Source organism: Aquamicrobium soli, assembly GCF_042646345.1.
Taxonomy (GTDB): domain Bacteria; phylum Pseudomonadota; class Alphaproteobacteria; order Rhizobiales; family Rhizobiaceae; genus Mesorhizobium; species Mesorhizobium soli_A.
On sequence record NZ_JBHRTK010000010.1, the window covers coordinates 137,322 to 157,277 of the forward strand.

11 protein-coding genes (1 of these 11 cut by a window edge) are annotated in these 19,956 nt (G+C 66.0%); 5 read left to right on the top strand and 6 right to left on the bottom strand.

Going from position 1 to position 19,956, the window contains the following annotated elements:
- From ACFOHJ_RS08435 to ACFOHJ_RS08460, 6 genes are all read right to left on the bottom strand, one after another.
- Positions 1–6,525, bottom strand: partial view of an LEPR-XLL domain-containing protein gene (locus ACFOHJ_RS08435; RefSeq protein ID WP_378220047.1) — the 5' portion only. It extends 23,904 nt beyond the left edge of the window; only the first 6,525 of its 30,429 coding nucleotides appear in the window; the start codon lies at positions 6,523–6,525; its stop codon lies off the left edge, out of view.
- Between the two features lie 119 nt (positions 6,526–6,644).
- Positions 6,645–7,427 (bottom strand): SapC family protein, encoded by a 783-nt coding sequence (locus ACFOHJ_RS08440; RefSeq protein WP_378220048.1) that lies wholly within the window; start codon positions 7,425–7,427, stop codon positions 6,645–6,647.
- A gap of 78 nt (positions 7,428–7,505) precedes the next feature.
- Positions 7,506–8,450 (bottom strand): radical SAM protein, encoded by a 945-nt coding sequence (locus tag ACFOHJ_RS08445; protein ID WP_378220049.1) that lies wholly within the window; start codon positions 8,448–8,450, stop codon positions 7,506–7,508.
- Positions 8,451–8,468: 18 nt separating this feature from the next.
- Entirely contained in the window at positions 8,469–9,335 is an 867-nt protein-coding gene (locus ACFOHJ_RS08450; protein WP_378220050.1) for a hypothetical protein, read from the bottom strand.
- A complete protein-coding gene (locus ACFOHJ_RS08455) occupies positions 9,328–10,761 on the bottom strand; it encodes a hypothetical protein (RefSeq protein ID WP_378220051.1) in 1,434 nt (477 codons plus the stop codon). Before ACFOHJ_RS08455 ends, ACFOHJ_RS08450 begins: the two co-directional genes overlap by 8 nt.
- A complete protein-coding gene (locus ACFOHJ_RS08460) occupies positions 10,758–11,786 on the bottom strand; it encodes a methyltransferase (protein ID WP_378220052.1) in 1,029 nt (342 codons plus the stop codon). The genes ACFOHJ_RS08455 and ACFOHJ_RS08460 overlap by 4 nt, the downstream gene beginning before the upstream one ends.
- Before the next feature lie 211 nt (positions 11,787–11,997).
- On the opposite strand from ACFOHJ_RS08460, the gene ACFOHJ_RS08465 reads away from it, so the two are divergent.
- The 5 genes from ACFOHJ_RS08465 to ACFOHJ_RS08485 all read left to right on the top strand — a co-directional run bounded on the left by ACFOHJ_RS08465 (position 11,998) and on the right by ACFOHJ_RS08485 (position 19,956).
- Complete coding sequence (locus ACFOHJ_RS08465) at positions 11,998–13,308, top strand: outer membrane protein (RefSeq protein WP_378220053.1); 1,311 nt, start codon at positions 11,998–12,000, stop codon at positions 13,306–13,308.
- Between the two features lie 295 nt (positions 13,309–13,603).
- A complete protein-coding gene (locus ACFOHJ_RS08470; protein ID WP_378220054.1) occupies positions 13,604–13,921 on the top strand; it encodes a DUF3467 domain-containing protein in 318 nt (105 codons plus the stop codon).
- 12 nt (positions 13,922–13,933) lie between these two features.
- A complete protein-coding gene (locus ACFOHJ_RS08475; RefSeq protein ID WP_378220055.1) occupies positions 13,934–15,820 on the top strand; it encodes an HlyD family efflux transporter periplasmic adaptor subunit in 1,887 nt (628 codons plus the stop codon).
- A 1-nt stretch (position 15,821) separates the two neighbouring features.
- A complete protein-coding gene (locus tag ACFOHJ_RS08480; protein ID WP_378220056.1) occupies positions 15,822–17,975 on the top strand; it encodes a PqqD family peptide modification chaperone in 2,154 nt (717 codons plus the stop codon).
- Positions 17,968–19,956, top strand: a complete 1,989-nt coding sequence (locus tag ACFOHJ_RS08485) for a preprotein translocase subunit SecA (protein ID WP_378220057.1) — start codon at positions 17,968–17,970, stop codon at positions 19,954–19,956. Before ACFOHJ_RS08480 ends, ACFOHJ_RS08485 begins: the two co-directional genes overlap by 8 nt.

Consider the following 19,956-nt stretch of genomic DNA (forward strand, 5'->3'; position numbering starts at 1 on the left):
GACCGCCGCGTTGGAAACCGTGGCGTTGATCTGCGCGTTGTTGAGCGCCGAGACGGTGACGCCGTCGCTCACGTCCACCGCGCTGCCCTTGATCGAGGCCGTCGCATCGGCGCCGACATTGCCGTCGAAGGCATTGTCGGCGAGATAGGGCGAGCCGATCAGCGTATCGAGCGTGTTGAACAGCAGGTTCTGCGCTTCCCAGCCGACCGAATTGTAAGCCAGCGTCACGCCGATGGCGGTGGCGCCGGAAACGCCCGAAGCGTAGAGCCGCGCGTCGATGCGCGCCTCGTTGTCGGCGCTGACGGTAAGGCCGCCGCTGGCCGTGATGGTGCTGTTCTCGACGCTGGCCAAGGTCTTGCCGAGCACGACGTTGGTGTCGATCTGGCCGTTGAAGCCGAGCACGTCGCCCGAGCCGTCGATGCCGCTGCCGCCATTGGCCGCCACGGTGTTGGTCGTATAGGCGGTGATCGTCGACTTGCCGGTGGCGATCACGTCGACATCGCCGCCATTGGCGTTGACCGTCGCGCCCTTGATGTAGGCACTGGCGTCGCCGCGCGTGTCGTTATAGGCGATCGACAGGCCGATCGCCTTGCCGTTGGTCGTCACGACATTGCCGAGCGCGGGGAAGAAGATGTCCTCGTAATCCGAGGTGTGGAGCTGCTTCCACGGCCCGGTGGAATAATCGACGGTAGCGAGGTCGCCGGTGAACGGCGTGTCGCCCGTATATTCGTAGACCTCGCCCTTCTTGACGTCAGACGAGCCGGTATATTCCAGCGAGACGCGTACCTTGTCGTCCTTCTCGACGGTGCGGGTGCCAGACTTGGTCGTGAAGTCGTAATCGCCCAGCCCGAGTTCCTTGGCCACCGTCCCGACCACGGTCTTGAGGGAGTCGAGGTTGCTGCCCGGATTCGCCGTCGAAACCACGGAAATATCGGCCGAAATCGTCGCACTATTCGTCGCTTCGACACCCACCCCGCCGCCAGCGGCCACGGTCTTGGCCGCGCCGGTGTTGTCGATATAAGCGGAGGCTCCCGCGCTGACCTTGTTGGAGGCGAGAATCGCGCCGGCGGCGGTGCCGCTGACGCCGTACTTGGCCGAGGGCGTGAACGTATTCGTCCAGTCCATCGCCGTCTCGTTGCCGGTCGTGGCGCTGATGCCGGCGTCGTTGACCGCCGAAATATCGATGTCGCCGGCGACGTCGATGCTGGAATTCTTGATGAAGGCGGTGGTCTCGACCGGCGTTTCCGCGCCCAGCGCCTTGCCGATCTCGGGCGAACCGATCAGCGTGTCCACGGCGTCGAAAAGCAGGTTCTGCGGCTGCCAGCCGACCGCGTTGAACGCCAGCACGAAACCGTAGACGGTGCCCGAACCATAGGCCTGGCTGAGCGCCGTGGCGTCGATGGTCGCCGTGGTGGTGGCCTTTACGGTCAGGTCGTTGTCGATGCCGGCACCGGCCGTCTTGGTGACCGAGCTGTTTTCGACGGAGGCCGAGGCGCCCCCCTGCACCACGTTGGAAACGGAAACGCCGCTCGTGGAATCCCACGAATTGATGATGCTGGTGTCGCTCGACGTGATCGTGGCGGATTCGTCCGCCGTCACCGACACCGCGCCCGATGCCTTCACCGTTGCGCTGTCCAGCTTCGCCGAAACGTCGCTCTTGACCTGGTTGCGGGCGAAGATGCCGCCGGTGCCCGTGGCGTTGCCGACAACATCCTTTTCCGACATGCCGGCTGCCAGCAGGCCGGTCTTGACCATGTCGGCCGGGATTAGATTGTCGGTATTGAGCTTCTTCCACAGGCCGAAGTCGTCGAAGTCTGCCGTCGCCAGATCGACCTGCGTGTTGTCGGGGCCCATGTACTGGTAGACGGCGCCCTGCTCTCCCTTGCCCGCATAGTCGTCGGCATCGCTGATGCGCACCGTATCGCCCAGGTTGAGATGCGGCGAGCCGGACTTGGTAGTGTAGTCGTAGTCGTCGAGCAGGTTGGCGGCGATCTTGTTGACGATGTTCACGCCGTTGGTGTTGTCGAGTTGCGAGGAGATGCCGAGCCCGGTGGTGGCGTCGATGGAAGCGGCATCCTTCGCCGCGACCGCGACCGAGGCGACTTCGACCGCGCTGCCGCTGATGAAGGCCTTGGCCGTGCTCGAAACCTTGTTGCCCGCGATCACCGCGCCATAGCCGGTCGTCGCGCCTTGGAACAGCGCCGAGACATTGGCCGACGCCTCGTTGTCGATGTTGGAGGTCACCATCGCGCCGGAGACGGCATTCACCAGCACGTCGCCGTCCGAGACGACCGCGCCGCCCGTGATCGACGCTTCGACATTGAAGGGGTTTTCGGTGCGCAGCCTGGTGCCGGTGTCACCGACGGCCCCGGCGACATCGGCGACCACGTCGCCGAGCAGCGTCTCCACTGTGTTGAACAGGAAGTTGCCGCGCTCCCAGCCGATCGTGTTGTTGGCGATCTGGAACGCGCCGGCGGACCCGCCTTCGGTGGTCGCCACCGTCGACAGATGCGCGTCGACCAGCGAGCGGTTTTCCGCCCACACGGTCACGTCGCCGACCTTGTCGAGACTCGTGCCGAGGTTCGAGTTGACGATTTTTGCCGAAGTCTCGCCCTGGATCAGGTTGGTCGCGACATTGGCGGCCTGCGCGGTGGTGCCGCCGGCCTTGAACAGGAAGCCCTTGACCGAGCCCAGCGCCTTCTGCACCAGCGCATCCTGGTTGAAGGGACCGCCGCCCTGCGCCTCGCTGAACACGTCGGCGACCGCCAGGATCGTGCCGGTCGAATCGGCGGTGACCGAAACCGTACCCGCCTTGACCGTGGCGTCGTTGATCAGCGCCGTCGCGCCGCCACGTACATCGTTGAACACGATCGCCGCGCCGATGGCGGTGCCGCCGGTGGCGCGTATGTTCATGCCATCGGCGACGACGGAGTGGTCGAGCTTGGCCTTCCACAGATCCGCGTCGGTGAAGTCCACCTGGGTGGGGTCCGTGAGGTCGAGCGTCGGGTTGTCGGCGCCGAGATAGGTGAAGGTCTGGCCCGGCTCGCCGGTCAGAAGCACCCAGTTCGGGTCAGCCGAGAAATTGACGGCCGTGGAGCTATGGTCAAAGTCGATATGGGCATCGGGGCCGGTATACTTGTAAAGATGCCCGGAACTGCCCAGCGCCGATACATAGACGATATCGCCGGTCTTGACGTCGATGGCGCCGGTGTAGCCGTCCGTCTTGACGTCGTAATCGAGGCCGACGGTGGTGCCGTAGGCAACCGACACGACCCCGCCATCGGTCAGCAGCCGGTCGGTATCCGGCTTCTGGCCATCGTCGAACAGGTCGCTCAGCGCATGCAGGCCGCCGTCGCTGGAGGTGATGGCACCGGTCGCGATCCGGGTGTTGGAGCTAATCGTCGTATCGTCCCGGGCAGCGACGCGAAGATCGCCGCCTGCGCCGACCGCCTTGGAGGTCGTTCCGCCGTCGATGGTCGCCGAGGCCAGCCGGCTGACCTGGTTGCTCGCCAGCACGCCACCGATAGACTTGGCGCCGCTGGACAGCACGCCGCCTTCGGCCACGTTGCGGGAAACGTTGCTGATGGTGGAATTGACCACACCCTTCGAGACCGCCATCACCATCAGCGCGCCGGCCGCCGCCACGACCGAATCCGAAATGGTCGCGCTTACCTTGACCGGCTGCTCGTCGGTCCAGAACTGGGTGCCGAGAATGGTATCGAGCGTCGCCCGGGCGATATCGGCCGCCGTCGTACCGATGTTGAAGCCGATGACGTTAAGAGCTTCGAGGCCGGTAATGGCCTTGGAGGAGGCCATGCCGAGGCTGACCGGGCCGCGGCCGTCGATTTCCACATAGATCGTCGCATCGACGAAGCTGTTGTCCGTCGCGGTAACGGCGACATCGGCCGTGCCGGTCGTCGTCACCCTGCTGCCGTCGATGGTGGCGGTGGTCGAGCCGTTGACGACGTTGACGGCGAGAACCCCGGCGACGGCGTTCTTCACGACGGCCGGATCGGCGGCGGCATCCATGCCGACCGGCGCGGTCGAGGAGTAGGCGAGCAGGTTGGTTTCGTTCGTGGCCGCGACCGTAACCGTGCCGGCACTGGTCACGTCGGATTGCGTGATCGATGCGGCGGTGGCCTTGTCGACCATGTTGATGACGCTGACGCGCGCCACCTGGGTGGAGGGCGCCGTGTCGTCCGGATTGAGCCGCGGCTGGAACGGAGTCGCGATGGCGATGAAGGTCGAATAGTCGCCCGCCAGCACGGTAACGCCGCCGGCAGCCGCGTCGATCACGCTCTGGTCGATGGCAGCGCTGGTTTCGCCGGTGACCCGATTTTCGGAATCGAGGCTGGTGGCGCTGTAGGTCGTGGCACTGCCCGCAGTCACCGCGAGGCCGCCGGCATCGGCGGTCACGCCGCGGAGCAGCGCCGTGGTCTTGTCGGCGGCGACATTGGTCGTGGCGCCGAGCGCGTTGGAGACAATGGCATTGCGCACCTGGCCGGTGCTGCTGGCCCCAAGCGCGACGTCGCCCTGCGCATTGATCGCGGTCGGCTGCGCGGAGACGGCTCCGGTTGCCTGCCCCACGACGACGCTGGTGGCGCGGTCGATATCGGCATCGGAACTGATGGCCGAAAAGACGACGATGCCCTCCGTGCCGGGAATCAGCACGTCTTTTTCCGTCTGCAACATCACCGCGACGCGGCTGTCGTCGGCAGCCGAGACCTGCACCTCGCTGGTGCCGTCGCCGGCGATGCCGCCGGTCTGCACGATGCGCGAAGCGGCGGCGTCAATCGATACCGCCGTGGTATTGGTGACGTTGACGGCGGAGGCGACCTGCGCGTCGGTGAACCCGTCGATGACGTTCTCCGCCATCGTTTTCAGGTCCTGCATGGCGATCTCGCCGCGCGCCAGGGCATTGCTGAAGGCCTGCGACCCGGTGTCGAACAAGCCGTCGACGCTATCCGCCTTGATCCGGCCGATGAGATCGGCGGGCAGATCGGTGAGCGCCAGCACGTTGTCGGGAACCGTGACTTCCGTGAGCCCCAGAAGATTGGGGATCGGCACCTCGGAAATCGCCAGGTCGACATCGACGGCGGTATTGGCGGCGATGTTGACGGCGGCTCCTTCGACCCTGGCGTTGCCCGCGAGGGTGACGGTCGATGCGTTCGTCATCCCGACAGCGATGCTGCGCAGGCCGGTCGAGGCCTTGCCATGCATCTTGACCGTATTCGACACCTGCGACGAGATCGCCACGGCCCCGGCGGTCGCCTTCAGCGAACCGTTGATGATGACGGTCGCCGACGTGGCCGACGTGGCATCGATCGTCGCGCCTGCGGTCGAGGCATCGAGCGAACTGCGTGTCCAGTCGACAGCCTGGATGTCGATCGACTGCGCGGTGATGACCGCGCTCGGACCGATGTTGATCGATTCCGCGCTCAGGCCGAGATGGCCCGAGAGGGTGAGCGTGGCGTCGACGTCGATCGCGTCGCCCGCGTCCACCATCAGCGAGAAGTTGGCCGGGTTGGGGAGCGAGGCAATCGTGGTGGTTCCGGCCTGGTCGCCGAGATAAAGCCAGACCTTGCCAGCAGCCGCCGTATCGTAATTGACGCCGCCGATGATCACGCGCAGCGAATTCGCGCCATTGGCCTGGAGGGTGACATCCTTGCTGGCCGCCGCGTTGACCTCGACCGAGCGGTCCTCGACGGTGACGCCTCCGCCGACGGCAAACGGCTCCATGTTCTCGAAGGAAAGCGTCGAGCCGTTGTTGAGCCCCACCGAGCCCGACCCGTTGGCGCCCAGCACCGCGCTGTTGGCCACTGCGGCAACGCCGCTGTAGGTAATCGTGTCCCGGCCGCCGAAGCCGCCATCGATCACGCCGGAAAGCTTGCCTGCAGCGGCAAGCGTAAACGTGTCGTTATTTCCGTCCCCGCCCCTAAGGTTTTCGGTGTTTGAGAAATTCACATCGACACGGCTGCCATCGATGCTGCCGGAATTGGTGCCGTTAACATTCCACGAAACATTCGACGAGCTATCGAAGACTATGCTGTCGTCGCCGCCGCCGCCATTGAACGAAATCACCTTCGGCAACGTATGGGCGCCAAAGGAATCCTCGTCGATCTTCAGCGTATCGTTGCCGGCGCCGCCGGTGATCGAAATGCTGTTGATCGTGCTGAGGTCGCCGAAGGCGAGCACCTTGCCGCCGTTCGTCTGGTCGATGATCTGTACGGTCTGGATAGCCGAGGTGCCACTCTCGGTCGCTTGCACTTCCTCGAACAGCCGGACGAGGATTTCATGGTCGACGGAGGGGCCGTCGGTTGCCAGGTTGACGTTGAGATCGGCGTTGAGCAGCAGGCGCGGCTCAAGCGGGTCGAAGACCAGCCTCACGCGGTCGGCCAGTTCGCGCTGCGCGCGCGATCCCATCGCCAGCTTGGCCAGCTTGGCCTTCAGGATTTCCGAAAGCTTCGCCCGCCGATGTGAGATCGGCCTACCGGCAATGCCTTCCGACTTGAACGGAAACGCCATTTTGGCTCACCCCCGCCCGCGCCAGTTCTCCCAACAAGATCTGGCCGGACGCCCCATGTCCCTGCCTATTTTCCAAGCCCTAACGGAAAAAGGGCGCAGTCGCCGCGCCCTTTTTCAAATCATGCGTCCGCAGGTTCCGGCGCCGTATCCAGTTCGGGCGTTTCATCCTTCGCCCCCACCGAACCGGCGCCCATGCGCTCTGCCGTACTTGATAGATGTCGCATCGATTGCAGATGCAGATAGATCAGTTCGAGGTCGTCGGCCTGCGCGAGCTCGGCCAACTGGTCGCCCGACAGTGCCTTCAACCGATCGCGGTTGACCGCGAGGAAGCCCGACAGCATCAGCAGCTTGCCGTCGCGCAGGGTGAAGCGGGCCTGCATCGATTCAAACAGGCCGAGGTCGTTCAGGCGCTTGGTCAGCGCCTGCGTGCGCTGGAACTGCACCTGATAGGCCTGGAGGAAGCCCAGCACGTTCTGCAGATACAACGTGCGCTCGCCGTCGCCGTCAAACAGGCGCTCGCCACGCCCCTTGCGGTTGCAGCCCTCGAACTCCTCATCGACGCAAAGCGTGAAGTTCGCGCCATCGTCGGTGCTGGAGAAAACGAAGGGATAGCGGCGCAAGAACGCCGGGACATAGCGCCCGGCCCACGAGCCGTCCTCGTTGACGTAGAGGTTCTCGCCGTCGCGCACGCCCAGGAGGACCACCGGGATGATGTTGTCGCCCTCGCCGGCGAAGACCACCGCATATTCGGCAGCCGCGTTGGAGAACTCGGCCGCCATCAGCGGCACCGAATTGACCTCCCGGGCGAAGGAAAAATTGTTGCCGGTCTTGACCGACAGGTCGCCGTGGCTCTGGCGCGACACCGGCATCGCACGTTCATATATCAGAAGTTGCTTTGCCATTTTCCCCCCACCACAGGATAAAAAGCCGTCGGCGCTTCGCCCGGCCCTTACCTGCACTTAAATTTAGATGGCTCTCCATTAGGAAAGTAGAAGATCATTCGCCTGAGTGCAACTGCTTATTGAACCGGTGTTCAGCGGAATCAACCGATCGGCGTGGTCGCCGAACTTTTCGATATAAGCCGTATTCAGCCCCAGGCACTGGGTCGAGGCGCAGCGATCGCGGTACGGGCACTGGAAAAAACCGTTCCTGGCGAACTCGTCCCAGAAGGCCGGATCGATGTAAAGCTGCGGCTGATCGTTGACAAGAAGGGCGGAATCTTCGCCCAGAAGGCACTCGGGAAAGTTCTTGATTTCCACCGAACGGCCGAGGGCCTGAGCCTTGTGCGAAGCTTCCTTCAGATAGGGCAGGACGTCCAAGTGGTTGGCGACAAGCCCTTTTTCGTCGGTTTCGGCCATCGGGAAATAAAGCCAGAACTCCATCTGCGTCAGCCGCTTCAGGTGCGCCAGCCTGTCGACCACCGCCGGCAGCAGCCGATAGCTTTCTTCGGTCACCACCGTGTTGGTGATGGTGGCGACGCCGGGGTACTCGTCGAGGATCTCAAGCCCGCGCAAGGTCTTGTCGAACGAGCCCCTGACCGTGGTTATCGCGTCGTGGGTTGCGGCATCGCAGCCGGCGACGCTCACGAAAAATTCATCGACGCCCGCCTCGACCAGGCTGCGGCTATAGGCGGGACGGCCGAGATGCATGCCGTGCGTCTGGATGCGCACATGCTCGAAACCGGCCTCCCGCGCCTGGCGCGCCAGGTCCGGCAGGTCGCGGCGCAGCGTGATCTCCGATCCGGTGAGGATCAGGCCGCTCCACTGCCGGGTGCGCCGGTTATGGTCCAGAAGGTTATGGAAGCTCTCGTCGCTTTCGGGGGCAAGGCGGTCCATCGTCCCCTCGATCATGCAGTGAACGCATTTGAGGTTGCAGCGGAACTCCATCGTCAGCGAGACGTATCTGGTATGGTCGTAGATCGCCATGGCGCGCCCGTCGGAAATCTACACGACGCCGTAATAGGCGCTCTTCAGGATTTCCAGCCTTCCGTCGACCATACGGTAATCGATGCCGACATCATAGAGCATATGGTCGAGCCGATCCCGGTGGGCGACAAGAAAATCCCGAATGGCGGCAGGATACCCCAGCCTTTCCACGAACCAGATCAACGGGTCGATGGGCAGGCGGGAGAAATAGACGCCGTCATTATACTTCTTGTTGGCGACGACGATGATGCCGCAGTGATCGGCGAGTTCCGGCCACAGGATGGACGAGATGTCGAGCCCTTCGAGATCGACATGCGCCGAGGCCGCGACCTTGCCGACGATGTCTTCCCAGTTCTCCTTGGCGTCGAAGAAATAATAGAGATTGTCGAAGCGCAGGCCCGACCGGGTGAGTTGGTAGGAAAGCCCCGACGAGACGTGACCGCTCGGATTGCCGAGATAGACGCTGATCTCCTCGATCTCGCGCTCGCCCCGGCCGAGTTCCGCATCGAGGTCGATCGAGAACATGAAATAGGGCCGCTTCGGCGACAGCGTTAGCGCCGAGGGCGCATAGGGCGCCAGCGCGCCCAGCACTCGCTCGATCGACACCTGGCGCTCCAGGCGCTCGTAGTCGTAGAAATACAGCTCCCAGCTATAGGCATCGCCCTTCTGCTTGACACCCCAGACGGTCTTGAGCGGGCCGATCCCGTCACGCACCGCGCGAACCATCTCGCCCAGCCGGGGCGGAGCCCCAAGCGCCTCGAAGGATTGCCACAGCAGCGTCGAGGAGCGCAGCTTGCCCGCCGTCGGGGCCAGCGGCTTGTAGGACCACAGGCAGTAGTCGAACTGCATGTCGCCGGATTGCGCCCAGTCGAGCAGATCAGCCACGGCCAGCCCCCCGTCTCGCAGCCGCGCCGAAATAAAGCGTGGCGAAATCCCGGCCGTCGCCTCCCATGCCGCCGGACAAATGGCCGAGCGGCTCGCCCCCGATCCGCGACAGCAGGTCGTCGAGCCCGGACGGCGCGATGGCGTAGGTGTCGGCCATCCGCCTGACCGCGCCCTCGACCGCAGCGACCCGCAGGCCGGCTGAATAGAAATTGATGTCGAAGGAACGCCGGGGCGAGCCCTCCTCCTCCACCTCCATGAAGAAGATGCGCTCGTCCGGGCAGCGATGGCGAGCCGCCTCGATCATCGCCAGCGCGGCATCGACCGAGGCGAAAGCGCCCTCGGCAGGCCGCATGGCCTCGAGCCGGCGCTGGATGGCCTCCACGCCGCGCGCCTCGGCCGGCCAGACATAGCGCGACACCCGCGCCGAGCCGGGATCGTCGGGCCGCCATTTGACCGCAAGGTGAACCAGTTCGTTTGCCGGCTTCGCGCCCTTGGCCAGGCCACGCCGGACGCGCCCGGAAAACTCGGCATAGATCTTGTAAAGGCCGGCCTTGCCCCCCTCGTAGCCGAAATGCACGATCTCGGCTTCGTGCAGATGCCGGCATAAAAGGTCGAGCATCGCCTCCGGCATGGCAAGCTCGCGGGCAATCCGCCGGAGCCCGGCATCGGGCTGGCCCCCGAGCGAATCCTTGTGGACGATGGCGAGAAAGCGGTCCTCGTTGACGGCGCCGGCGCCGAGCTTGACCGAGCGCTCGAGGCCGAAGGGACAGTCCAGCGCCTCGATCAGCGAGAGCATGCGCTGCCCCTGCGTCTTGATCGGCGTCCGTTTCGGATCGCCGGCGGCCGCGAACAGGTCGAGGCGCTGCCGGATCGCCGCCGCCGCCTCGTCGGCCAGCCTTTGCGGCGGGGCACGGCCGTCCATGACGATGTCGGCGCCCGGCCGCACGCGCTCGCGCTGGAGGGGATAGGTGTCGGCGATGAAGCCGGTATATTGCGCCATGTAGAATTCCAGCCATTCCACGAAGGCCGGCGCCTGCCCCGCCTTTCGCGCCTTGGCCGCCGCCTCGCCGAGCTTGCGGGCAAGGGCGATATCGGCCGGCGTATCGACCCAGATCAGCGTGTCGATCAGTTCCCCCGTGGCCCGATGCGCCCGCCCGAGCAGCGTGTCGAACAGGACGCATTTCGGGCGCGGCGTCGCCTCCGCCAGGCGGATCAGTTCCCTGACCAGCGGCTCCAGCATGATCTCGTCATAGTTCGAGCCACGCCCGATCCAGTCGCGGACCTTTTCGGCCGACGACGCGGTCATCGTCTCGTAGTCGTCATAATGCAGCGCCGGCACGCCGAGCCGCTGCTGCAAGGCCTTTGTCAGCGAGGTCTTGCCGCTGCCAGGATGGCCCGATATCGCGACGATGGGCGCCCGCTTCATGACGGCCTCTTTCTCGCGGTGACGAGCGCGAACGGCATCTCGATCCCGACCGTCTGGACGGTGACATCGACGAAACCGAGTGTGTCGAGTTCGGCCGCATAGAAGCCCGGCTTGCGGAAGAACGGCAGGAAGACGAGGTTGGCGACCATCGAATAGGGCAGCCGCGCGCCCCTCATTTCGATCGGCATGCGCTCGAAGATCAACAGGCGCCCGCCCGGCTCCAGCGCGGCGGCGGCCTTGTCCAGGAACGCCGTGGCTTCCTCGTCGGGCCAGTCGTGCAGCACCGACTTGAAACTGACGACGTCATGGCCGGCCGGCAGCGGGTCGCGCCTGAGGTCACCCCCGCGGAAGGCGATACGCGCCGCCTGCGGGAACCCGGCCACATGGTGGCGGCCGAGTTCGCAAACGACAGGCAGGTCGAAGACCGTTGCAGTCATCGAGGGATAGCGTTCGCAGATCTGGCGAACGAACTCGCCGCTGTTGCCGCCGACGTCCATGATGGCCCTGGCGCCGGCAAGGTCGAGCCGGTCGAGACAGGCCGGGGCCTCGTAGCGGGTAAGCGTCGAGGTGTAGTTCACCCACTCGGCCGTTGCGGCGAGGTTGTCCGGCGTCACCTCCATGCAGCGGTCGTAGCGGAACAGTTCGAACACCCTGGCCTCCGCCATGAAGCGGGGAATGTCGCACAGAAGTTCAGCAAAGAGGCCGTGCACATCCGGCGCCACCAGGTTGGCGAACCAAAGCTTCGCCTCCAGGAGGTCGCGATACGCCAGGGCCGCTCGGAAATCCGGCGTCAGGCGAAGCGGGTCCTCGCCGCGAAGGACACCGTTGCCCGCCAGCACCTGCAGGAAGAGGGCGAAGGCGGCTTGCGGCATGCCGGCAAGCCGATGAAGCTCTTCCCTGGCCACCGGCTCGCCGCCGGCCAGCCGGTCGACCAGCCCGGACGCGAAGGCGAGCGCCAGCGCCCGTGCCTCGATCTCGGTCTCCAGAAACCGGTCGACCTGCCGAATCGGATCGGGTTTGATCATGCCCGGACCCCGAATCTGCTTGCGCCGACGGGCAACGGATTGAACTCCTCCTTGCGGACGCTCGGTATTTTCATCCGATCAGCAGCCATTGTTGCAGATTCGACACGGTATCGGGCGACCGTATACTAATCGGCTCCTGTAGGGGGCCGATTTTTTGACACGATTCTGAATCGCGTGTTAATTCGAATACAGTTGGGCGAGGGGAAACATCATGGTTCGCAATCGGTACGCCGCTTCGGTCGCGGTTGCGGCCTTCCTTTCCGCCATGCCGCTGGCACAGGCAGCCGACCAGGTCGTCGCGCCGCCGCAGGAGGTTTCGGGGCCGTCCTGGACCGGCTTCTATCTCGGCGTCCACGGCGGTGCCGCCTTCGGCAACATGGGCTATGACCAGTTGGCGACGCCGGGCTTTCCGGGCGACACGATCAGCTACCGCATCGGCTCCGAGGACTTTGTCTACGGCGTCCATGGCGGCTTCGACTACCAGTTCAACAATCGCTGGGTCGCCGGCTTCGAACTCGATTACACGCAGATCAGCGCCGACTATTCGCCGAACGTCGCCGGCGGCCTCGGCACGCTCGTCAAGGCCAACTCGCTCTATTCGATCAGCGGCCGCGCCGGCTACCTGCTGACGCCGCAGACGCTGATCTATGGCCGGCTGGGCTATGCCGGCATCAAGCTGGAAGCCGAGGAAGGTTTCGCCGGCACCGCCAGCAAGACCGTCGGCACCGCCCAGTTCGGTGTTGGCGCCGAAACCTTCCTGTGGGGTAACCTCACCGGGCGGATCGAGGCGAACTACTACCACGCGTTCAACAAGTTCACCCTCGAAGACGATGGCGAGGTCTTCAAGCCGCGCTATCTGCTGGTGACGGCGGGCCTTGCCTATCGCTTCAACGCCGACCGGGGCTCCTCCTACCCTGTGGAAGCCGCGCCCGACCTCAACTGGGGCGGCTTCTATGCCGGCATCAGCGGCGCCTACAATGCCGGCCTCATGAGCCGCGAAATCGACGTCGCCGGCGCGACCATCGGGCCGTTCAGCGCATCCGCCTTCGGCGGTGGCGTCTTTGCCGGCTACAATTTCCTGTTCGGATCGTCCTACCTGCTCGGCGTGGAGGCCGGCGGGGAATATCTCTCCGCCCGTTTCAACGATCCGGAGCAGAATTCGCTCGACCCGAGCGCGCCGACCCTGTTCGGCACCATCAAGGGAACGTTGTCGGTCTCTGCCCGCGCCGGCTATTTCGCGACGCCCTCGACGCTCGTCTATGCCAAGGGCGGCTTTGCCGGCCTGTGGACCGAGGCCAACGGGGAATTCTTCGGGCTGGGTGGCGGCGGCCGCAAGATGCTGTCGGCCTATCAGGTCGGCGCCGGCATCGAATCGGCGCTCACCGACAAGTGGAGCCTGCGGGTCGAAGGCCTCTACACCAAGGCGTTCAACGGCCTGAAGACCGAGAACAGCCAGCTCGAGCAGGTCGAACTGAAGCCGTCGCTGCTGACCGGCCGGATCGGCCTCGCCTATCATTTCTAGGGGCGGGGCAGCCCTCGGAAACGCGTGCTCGTCGTTCGGGGTCGTAGCGCACGGCCGGGGTCATTGACGGCGCGCATGTCCCGGTCCCGAAGCCGGACACTTTCGGAAGGGCTGCTTTAGAAACCGCGAAAACGGCTTCCGGTCCAATCCCGTTTGAATTACTGTCCGCACGGGCGCGCCGCCGTGAGACTGCCGGCGCCCGCCTCGGGCAAGACGGTATCGACACAAGCAGTCCATGCGACGAACGCGGCTTGCAGCCGCGATTTTCTGGCAGCGACAACAGGGCGGGAACATAATGGCCAAGGCAGCAGCAGCGGCGAAATCCGAAGAGTCCGGCAACGGCGGCGACAAGGCGCCCAAGGGCGTCCAGTGGCTTGAGGACCAGATGGCCACCCACTTCGCCAATGTCGTCAACGTCCAGGGCACGAGGGAACAGGTCGACCTGTTCTTCGGCACCAACCGCACCTGGAACGTCGAGGACGGCGGCTCCGTCTCGGTCGAACTGTCCAACCGGATCATCCTGACGCCGCTGGCGGCGAAGCGGCTGTGGACGGTGCTGGGCGGCGTGCTGCGCGAGCACGAATCCCGCTACGGGGCACTCCACGTCGAATAGCGGCCGAAACCGATGGCCAAGGTCACGCAAAGCGACGATGCGGAGCCGGCGCATGATGCCGTGTCCGCCAGTTCGCTGACGCTGCTTGCGCCGGCGCTGTGGAAGCGCCTTTCGGAAGCACGGACATCCGAGGACCTGGCCACCGCCTGGCTTGCCCTGCAATGCAGCATGATCCCCGGCGCCTCGCAGGGGATCGTGCGCGTAGAGGCGCAGGGCGGCGGCCTGCGCCTGCTGTCGGCTTGGCCCGAAGTCGGCGACGAGCCGGCGGACCTGCGCACCACTTCGGAACTGGCCCTGTCCGAGCACCGCGCCGTGGCGCGCGGGGCCACGGCCGATTCCGCCGCCAGGCCCTCGGTGGCGTTCCCGATCCCGCTCGAGGACACCGTCATCGCCGTGGTGGCGGTCGCGATCGACATCCCCAATCGGGCCGAAGCCAAGGACGCGATGCGGGCGGCGATCCGCCAGATCCAGTGGGGCTCGGCCTGGCTTCGCGATCATCTGCGCGGCCAGAGGGCCGTGACCAGCGTGCGCCAGCTCGACCGTTCGCGCGCCACGCTCGACCTCATCGCCTCCATCCTCGACCACCAGCGCTTCGCCCCGGCGGCCATGGCGGCAGCCACCGAACTCGCGATCCGCTTCGACTGCGCCCGAGTGAGCATCGGCTTCATTCGCCGTGGGGCGGCCCGCGTCGTCGCCATCTCCCATACCGCGCAGTTCGGCCGCCAGATGGGCCTGGTGCGCGCCATCGGGGCGGCCATGGACGAGGCGATCGACCAGCGTTGCTCGATCCTCTATCCGATCGGCGCGGACGAACCCATCGCCACCCACGCCCACAGCGAGGTCTCCCGGCTGCAACAGGACGGCCAGGTGCTGACCGTGCCGATCTTCGTGGTCGACGCCTTCATCGGCGCCATCACCTTCGAGCGCCGGCGCGACCATGCCTTCGAGCCGGAGAGCCTGCAGATCCTCGACATGATCGCGACCGCCATCGGCCCCATTCTCAACGAGAAGCGGCTGAACGACCGTTGGCTGATCACCAAGACCGGTGAATCGCTGTGGCAGCAGGTCAAGCGGCTGCTCGGGCCGGGCCATACCGGCCGCAAGCTCGCCGCGGTCGGCCTCATGGCCGCGCTCGCCTTCGCCTATTTCGCCACCGACACTTACCGGGTCAACGCCGACGCCCAGATCGAAGGTTCGGTCCGCCGCGCCGTCATCTCCTCCTATGACGGCTTCATCCAGGAGGCGACCGCGCGGGCGGGCGACGTCGTCAAGGCCGGCGACGAGCTGGCGACGCTCGAAGACCGCGAACTGGCGCTGGAACGGCTGCGCTGGGCGACCCAGCGGCAGCAATACAGTTTCGAATACGACAAGGCGCTGGCGACGCGCCAACCGGCCGCCATCAACATCGTCAAGAGCCAGATCGAGCAGGCCGACGCGCAGCTCAAGCTGATCGACGAGCAGATCGCGCGTACGCGCATCGTGGCGCCGTTCGACGGCCTGATCGTCTCCGGCGACCTCAGCCAGCGCATCGGCGGCTCCGTCAGCCGTGGCGAACTGCTCTACGAGATCGCGCCGCTGACCGACTACCGCGTCGTCATGCAAGTGGACGAGCGCCAGATCGCCGATGTCAACGAGGGCCAGAAGGGGGAGGTCATCTTCGCCTCGCTGCCGGACGAGCGTTTCGACCTCACCATCGGCAAGATCACGCCGGTGGCGCAGGCCAGGGACGGCAAGAACCTGTTCCAGGTCGAGGGCAGCCTGACGCAGGCCTCGCCGCGGCTGCGGCCGGGCATGATCGGCATCGCCAAGATCGCCATCGACCGGCGGCGGCTGGTGTCGATCTGGATGCGGCCGGTGCTGGAATGGTGGCGCCTGGCAAGCTGGCGCTGGATGTCGTGACGTGGCCAAGTCGCTGTTCAGCCCCTCCTGGTACCGCGTCTCGGAGCTGAAGTTCAGGCTGCGCCGCCACGCCCAGATTCACCGACAGAGCTTTCGCGGCGAAATCTGGTACGTGCTGCAGGACCACCAGACCGGGCGTTTCCACCGCCTGTCGAGTTCGGCTAACCTGATGATCTCTTTGATGGACGGCAGGCGCACCCTGCACGAGATCTGGGACCTGGTCGGACGACGCGCCGGCGACGACCCGCCGACGCAGGAGGAGGTTATCAACCTGCTCGCCGAACTGCATTCCTCCGATCTCCTTCAGGGCGAACTGCCGCCGGATTTCCAGGAGCTCAGCGAGCGCTCGACCAAGCACGCGCGCAGCGAGATCGTGAACAAGCTGCGCAACCCAATCGCGCTGCGCATGCCGCTGTTCGACCCGGATCGCTGGCTGAACCTCACCATGCCGCTGGTGCGGCCGCTTTTCACCGTCTACGGCTTGCTCGCCTGGCTGGCGCTGGTCGGCACCGGCATCGTCCTGGGGGTGATGCATTGGCCGGAACTCGCCGCCGACGCCTCGGACCGGCTGCTCAGCACCGGCAACGTCGCCCTGATCCTCGCCATCTATCCGCTGATCAAGCTGCTGCACGAGGCCGGCCACGCCTATGCCACCAAGGCGTGGGGCGGAGCCGTGCACGAGGTCGGCGTCATGCTGCTGGTGCTGATCCCCGCGCCTTACGTGGACGCGACCTCCTCGACCGCGTTTCGCGAGCGGGGGCGCCGCATGGTCGTCAGCAGCGCCGGCATCATGGTCGAGTTCGCGCTCGCCGCCGCCGCCATGATCTTCTGGGTCAACGCCGAGCCCGGCCTTGCCCGCGCCGCCGCCTTCAACGTGATGCTGATCGGCAGCATCTCGACGCTTTTGTTCAACGGCAATCCGCTGCTGCGTTTCGACGGCTACTATATCCTTGCCGACCTGATCGAGATTCCCAATCTCGGCACCCGCGCCAACCGCTATTTCTGGTATCTGGTACAGCGCTACTTCCTCGGCATCGCCGACATCGACAACCCGGCCTCCGCGCCGGGCGAGCGCAAGTGGCTGCTGGGCTACGCCATCCTCGCCTTCCTCTACCGCGTCCTGCTCAGCCTGATGATCGCGCTGCTGGTGGCGACGAAGCTGTTCTTCATCGGCGTCCTGCTCGCCATCGCCACCGTCTTCGCCACCCTGGCGATGCCGATATTCAAGGGCTTGAAATTCCTGGTCACCTCGCCGCGCCTGCAGGACCGGCGCGGCCGCGCCATGGCCTTGTCCGGCGGCGTGGCCGCCGCCCTGCTCCTTCTGGTGCTGGCGGTGCCGATGCCCTATGCGACGGTGGCGCAGGGGGTGGTGTGGATTCCCGACCGCGCCGAGGTGCGGGCCGACACGGCCGGCATCGTCACTGAGATTCTGAGCCCTCCCGATTCGATGGTTTCGCCCGGAACGCCTCTGCTGCGGCTGGAAGATCCCGGAATCACCGGCCGCGTCGCCCTGATCGAGGCGCAGCGCCACGAACTGCAACTGCGCTACGAAGCGATGCGGTTTTCCGACCGCGTCGAGGCCGATGTCATCCTCCAGCAGATCAAGAACGTCGACGGCGTCCTGGCTTCCGTCAAACAGCGGCGCGACGGGCTGGTGGTGACAGCGCACGACACGGGGCGCTTCATCCTGCCCAAGGTGGCCAACCTGCCCGGCCGCTTCCTCAACCAGGGCGATCTCGTCGGCTATGTCGTGTCCTCCGCCACGCCGCAATTGCGGGTGGTCGTGCCGCAAAGCGATGTCGACCTGGTGCGCGCCCGCACCGACGGCGTCGATGTGCGCTACGCGGGCGAGACCGGCGATACGGTGCCTGCCCGCATCAGCCGCGAGGTCCCGGCCGCCCAGTTCGACCTGCCGAGCCTGGCGCTTGCCGTCGAGGGCGGCGGCAGCGTCGCGGTACGCTCCGCCGACGACGGCAGCGGCAAGCCGCGCGCGCTGGAAGGGCTGTTCGTGTTCGACGTGTTTCCCGAGCGCGCGGCGCAGCACCTGCTTCTGGGCAGCCGCGTGTTCGTCCGCTTCGACCATGGCAGGGAGCCGCTGATCTGGCGCTGGATGCGCACCGTGCGCCAGACCTTCCTGAGCCACTTCAATGTCTGACGTCGTTCTCCCCAGGCCGCCGCTGCCCATCCTCTACGCGGAGCGCAAGGACGTCCGGCGTGCGCCGCTCGACGAATATGCCTCGCAGGTCGTGGCCTATGCCGTGGTCGCGGGAGCTGGGCGGCGCGCCCGCCGGCTTGCCGGTATCGTGCCCAAGGCGGACGCGTTCGAGGCCGAGATGCGGGCGCTGTCTGACGAAGCGCTGCGCCTTCGGGGGCGGCAGGTCTCCATCGCACTGCGGCGCAACCACGGCTTTCCCGAAGCGATCGTGGCCGAGTGCTTCGCCGTCATCCGCGAACTGTCGGCACGGCTGAGCGGCCGGCGCCACTATCCGGTGCAGATGATCGGCGCCTATGCGATGATCCGCGGCTATCTCGCCGAAATGGCGACCGGCGAGGGCAAGACGCTGACGGCGGCGCTCGCCGCCGGTACCGCAGCCCTTGCCGGCCTGCCGGTGCATGTCGTCACCGTCAACGACTACCTCGCCAGGCGCGACGCCGAACTGACGCAGCCGATCTACGACGCGCTCGGCCTGTCGGTCGGCGTGGTCGTGGGCGGGCAATCGATGCAGGAACGGCAGGCCGCCTACCGCGCCGACATCACCTATTGCACCAACAAGGAACTGGCGTTCGACTATCTGCGCGACCGCATCGTGCTCGGCCAGCGGGACGGAAACCTGCGGCTGAAGCTCGAAGGCCTGCAGGACGAAGCGCCGCGCGCGGCCAGGCTGCGCCTGCGCGGCCTGCATTTCGCCATCGTCGACGAAGCCGACAGCGTGCTGGTCGACGAAGCGCGCACGCCGCTGGTCATTTCCGGCGAGGCCAAGGGCGAGATTTCCGCCGAGGCCGCGCACGAGGCGCTCGAACTCGCCGCCTCGATGCGGGAAGGCGTCGACTACCTGCTTCTGGCCGAGCAGAAGCGCGTGGTGCTGACCGACGCCGGGCGCGACCGCACCGCAGACTTCGCCGAGGCCCACGGCAAGGAGTGGCGCGGCGTGATCGTGCGCGAGGAATTCGCCAGACAGGCCCTGTCGGCGCTGCATCTTTTCCATCGCGGCGAGGAATATCTGGTGCGCGACGGCAAGGTGCAGATCATCGACCAGCATACCGGCCGCCTGATGCCGGACCGCGCCTGGTCCGACGGGCTGCACCAGATGATCGAGGTCAAGGAAGGCTGCAAGCCTTCGGCGCGGCGCACCACCATCGCGCGCATGACCTACCAGCGGTTCTTCCGCCGCTACACGCATCTTTCCGGCATGACGGGTACGGCACGCCAGGTCGCGCGCGAGTTCTGGACCGTCTACCGCCTGCCGGTGGTGGCGATCCCGACGCATCGGCCGAGGCAGCGCAAGAACCTGATCGACCGGGTGCTGCCGACCGAGGAGGCGAAATGGCGGCTCGCCATCGAGCGCATCACCGAACTGCACGCGCGCGGCGTCCCGGTGCTGGTCGGCACCGGCTCGGTCGCCTGTTCGCTCGCCGCCAGCGAGCATCTTGCCGAGGCCGGGCTTCCCCACCTTGTCCTCAACGCCGCGCAGGACGGGGCCGAGGCAGCCATCGTTGCGCAGGCCGGCGAGATCGGCCGCATCACGGTCGCCACCAACATGGCCGGGCGCGGCACCGATATCCATCTCGCCGACGGCGTGGAAGAACTGGGCGGCCTGCATGTCATCATGATGGAGCGCCATGAGGCGCGCCGCATCGACGACCAGCTTGCCGGCCGCAGCGGCAGGCAGGGCCAACCGGGCTGCTTCCAAGCGATCCTCTCGCTCGACGACCCGCTGGTCGACTTCGCCGCCAGCCGGGCGCTCAGGACGCTGGCGCGGGCAACGGCGCCTGTACTCGGCGAATGGCCGTCGCGCTGGCTGCTGCGCCATGCGCAGCGCCGGGCCGAGCGCGTGCATGCCGGCATGCGCAAGGACCTGCTGAAGACCGATGAAAAGCAAAGCCGCACCCTCGCCTTCTCCGGCCGCCCAGAGTGA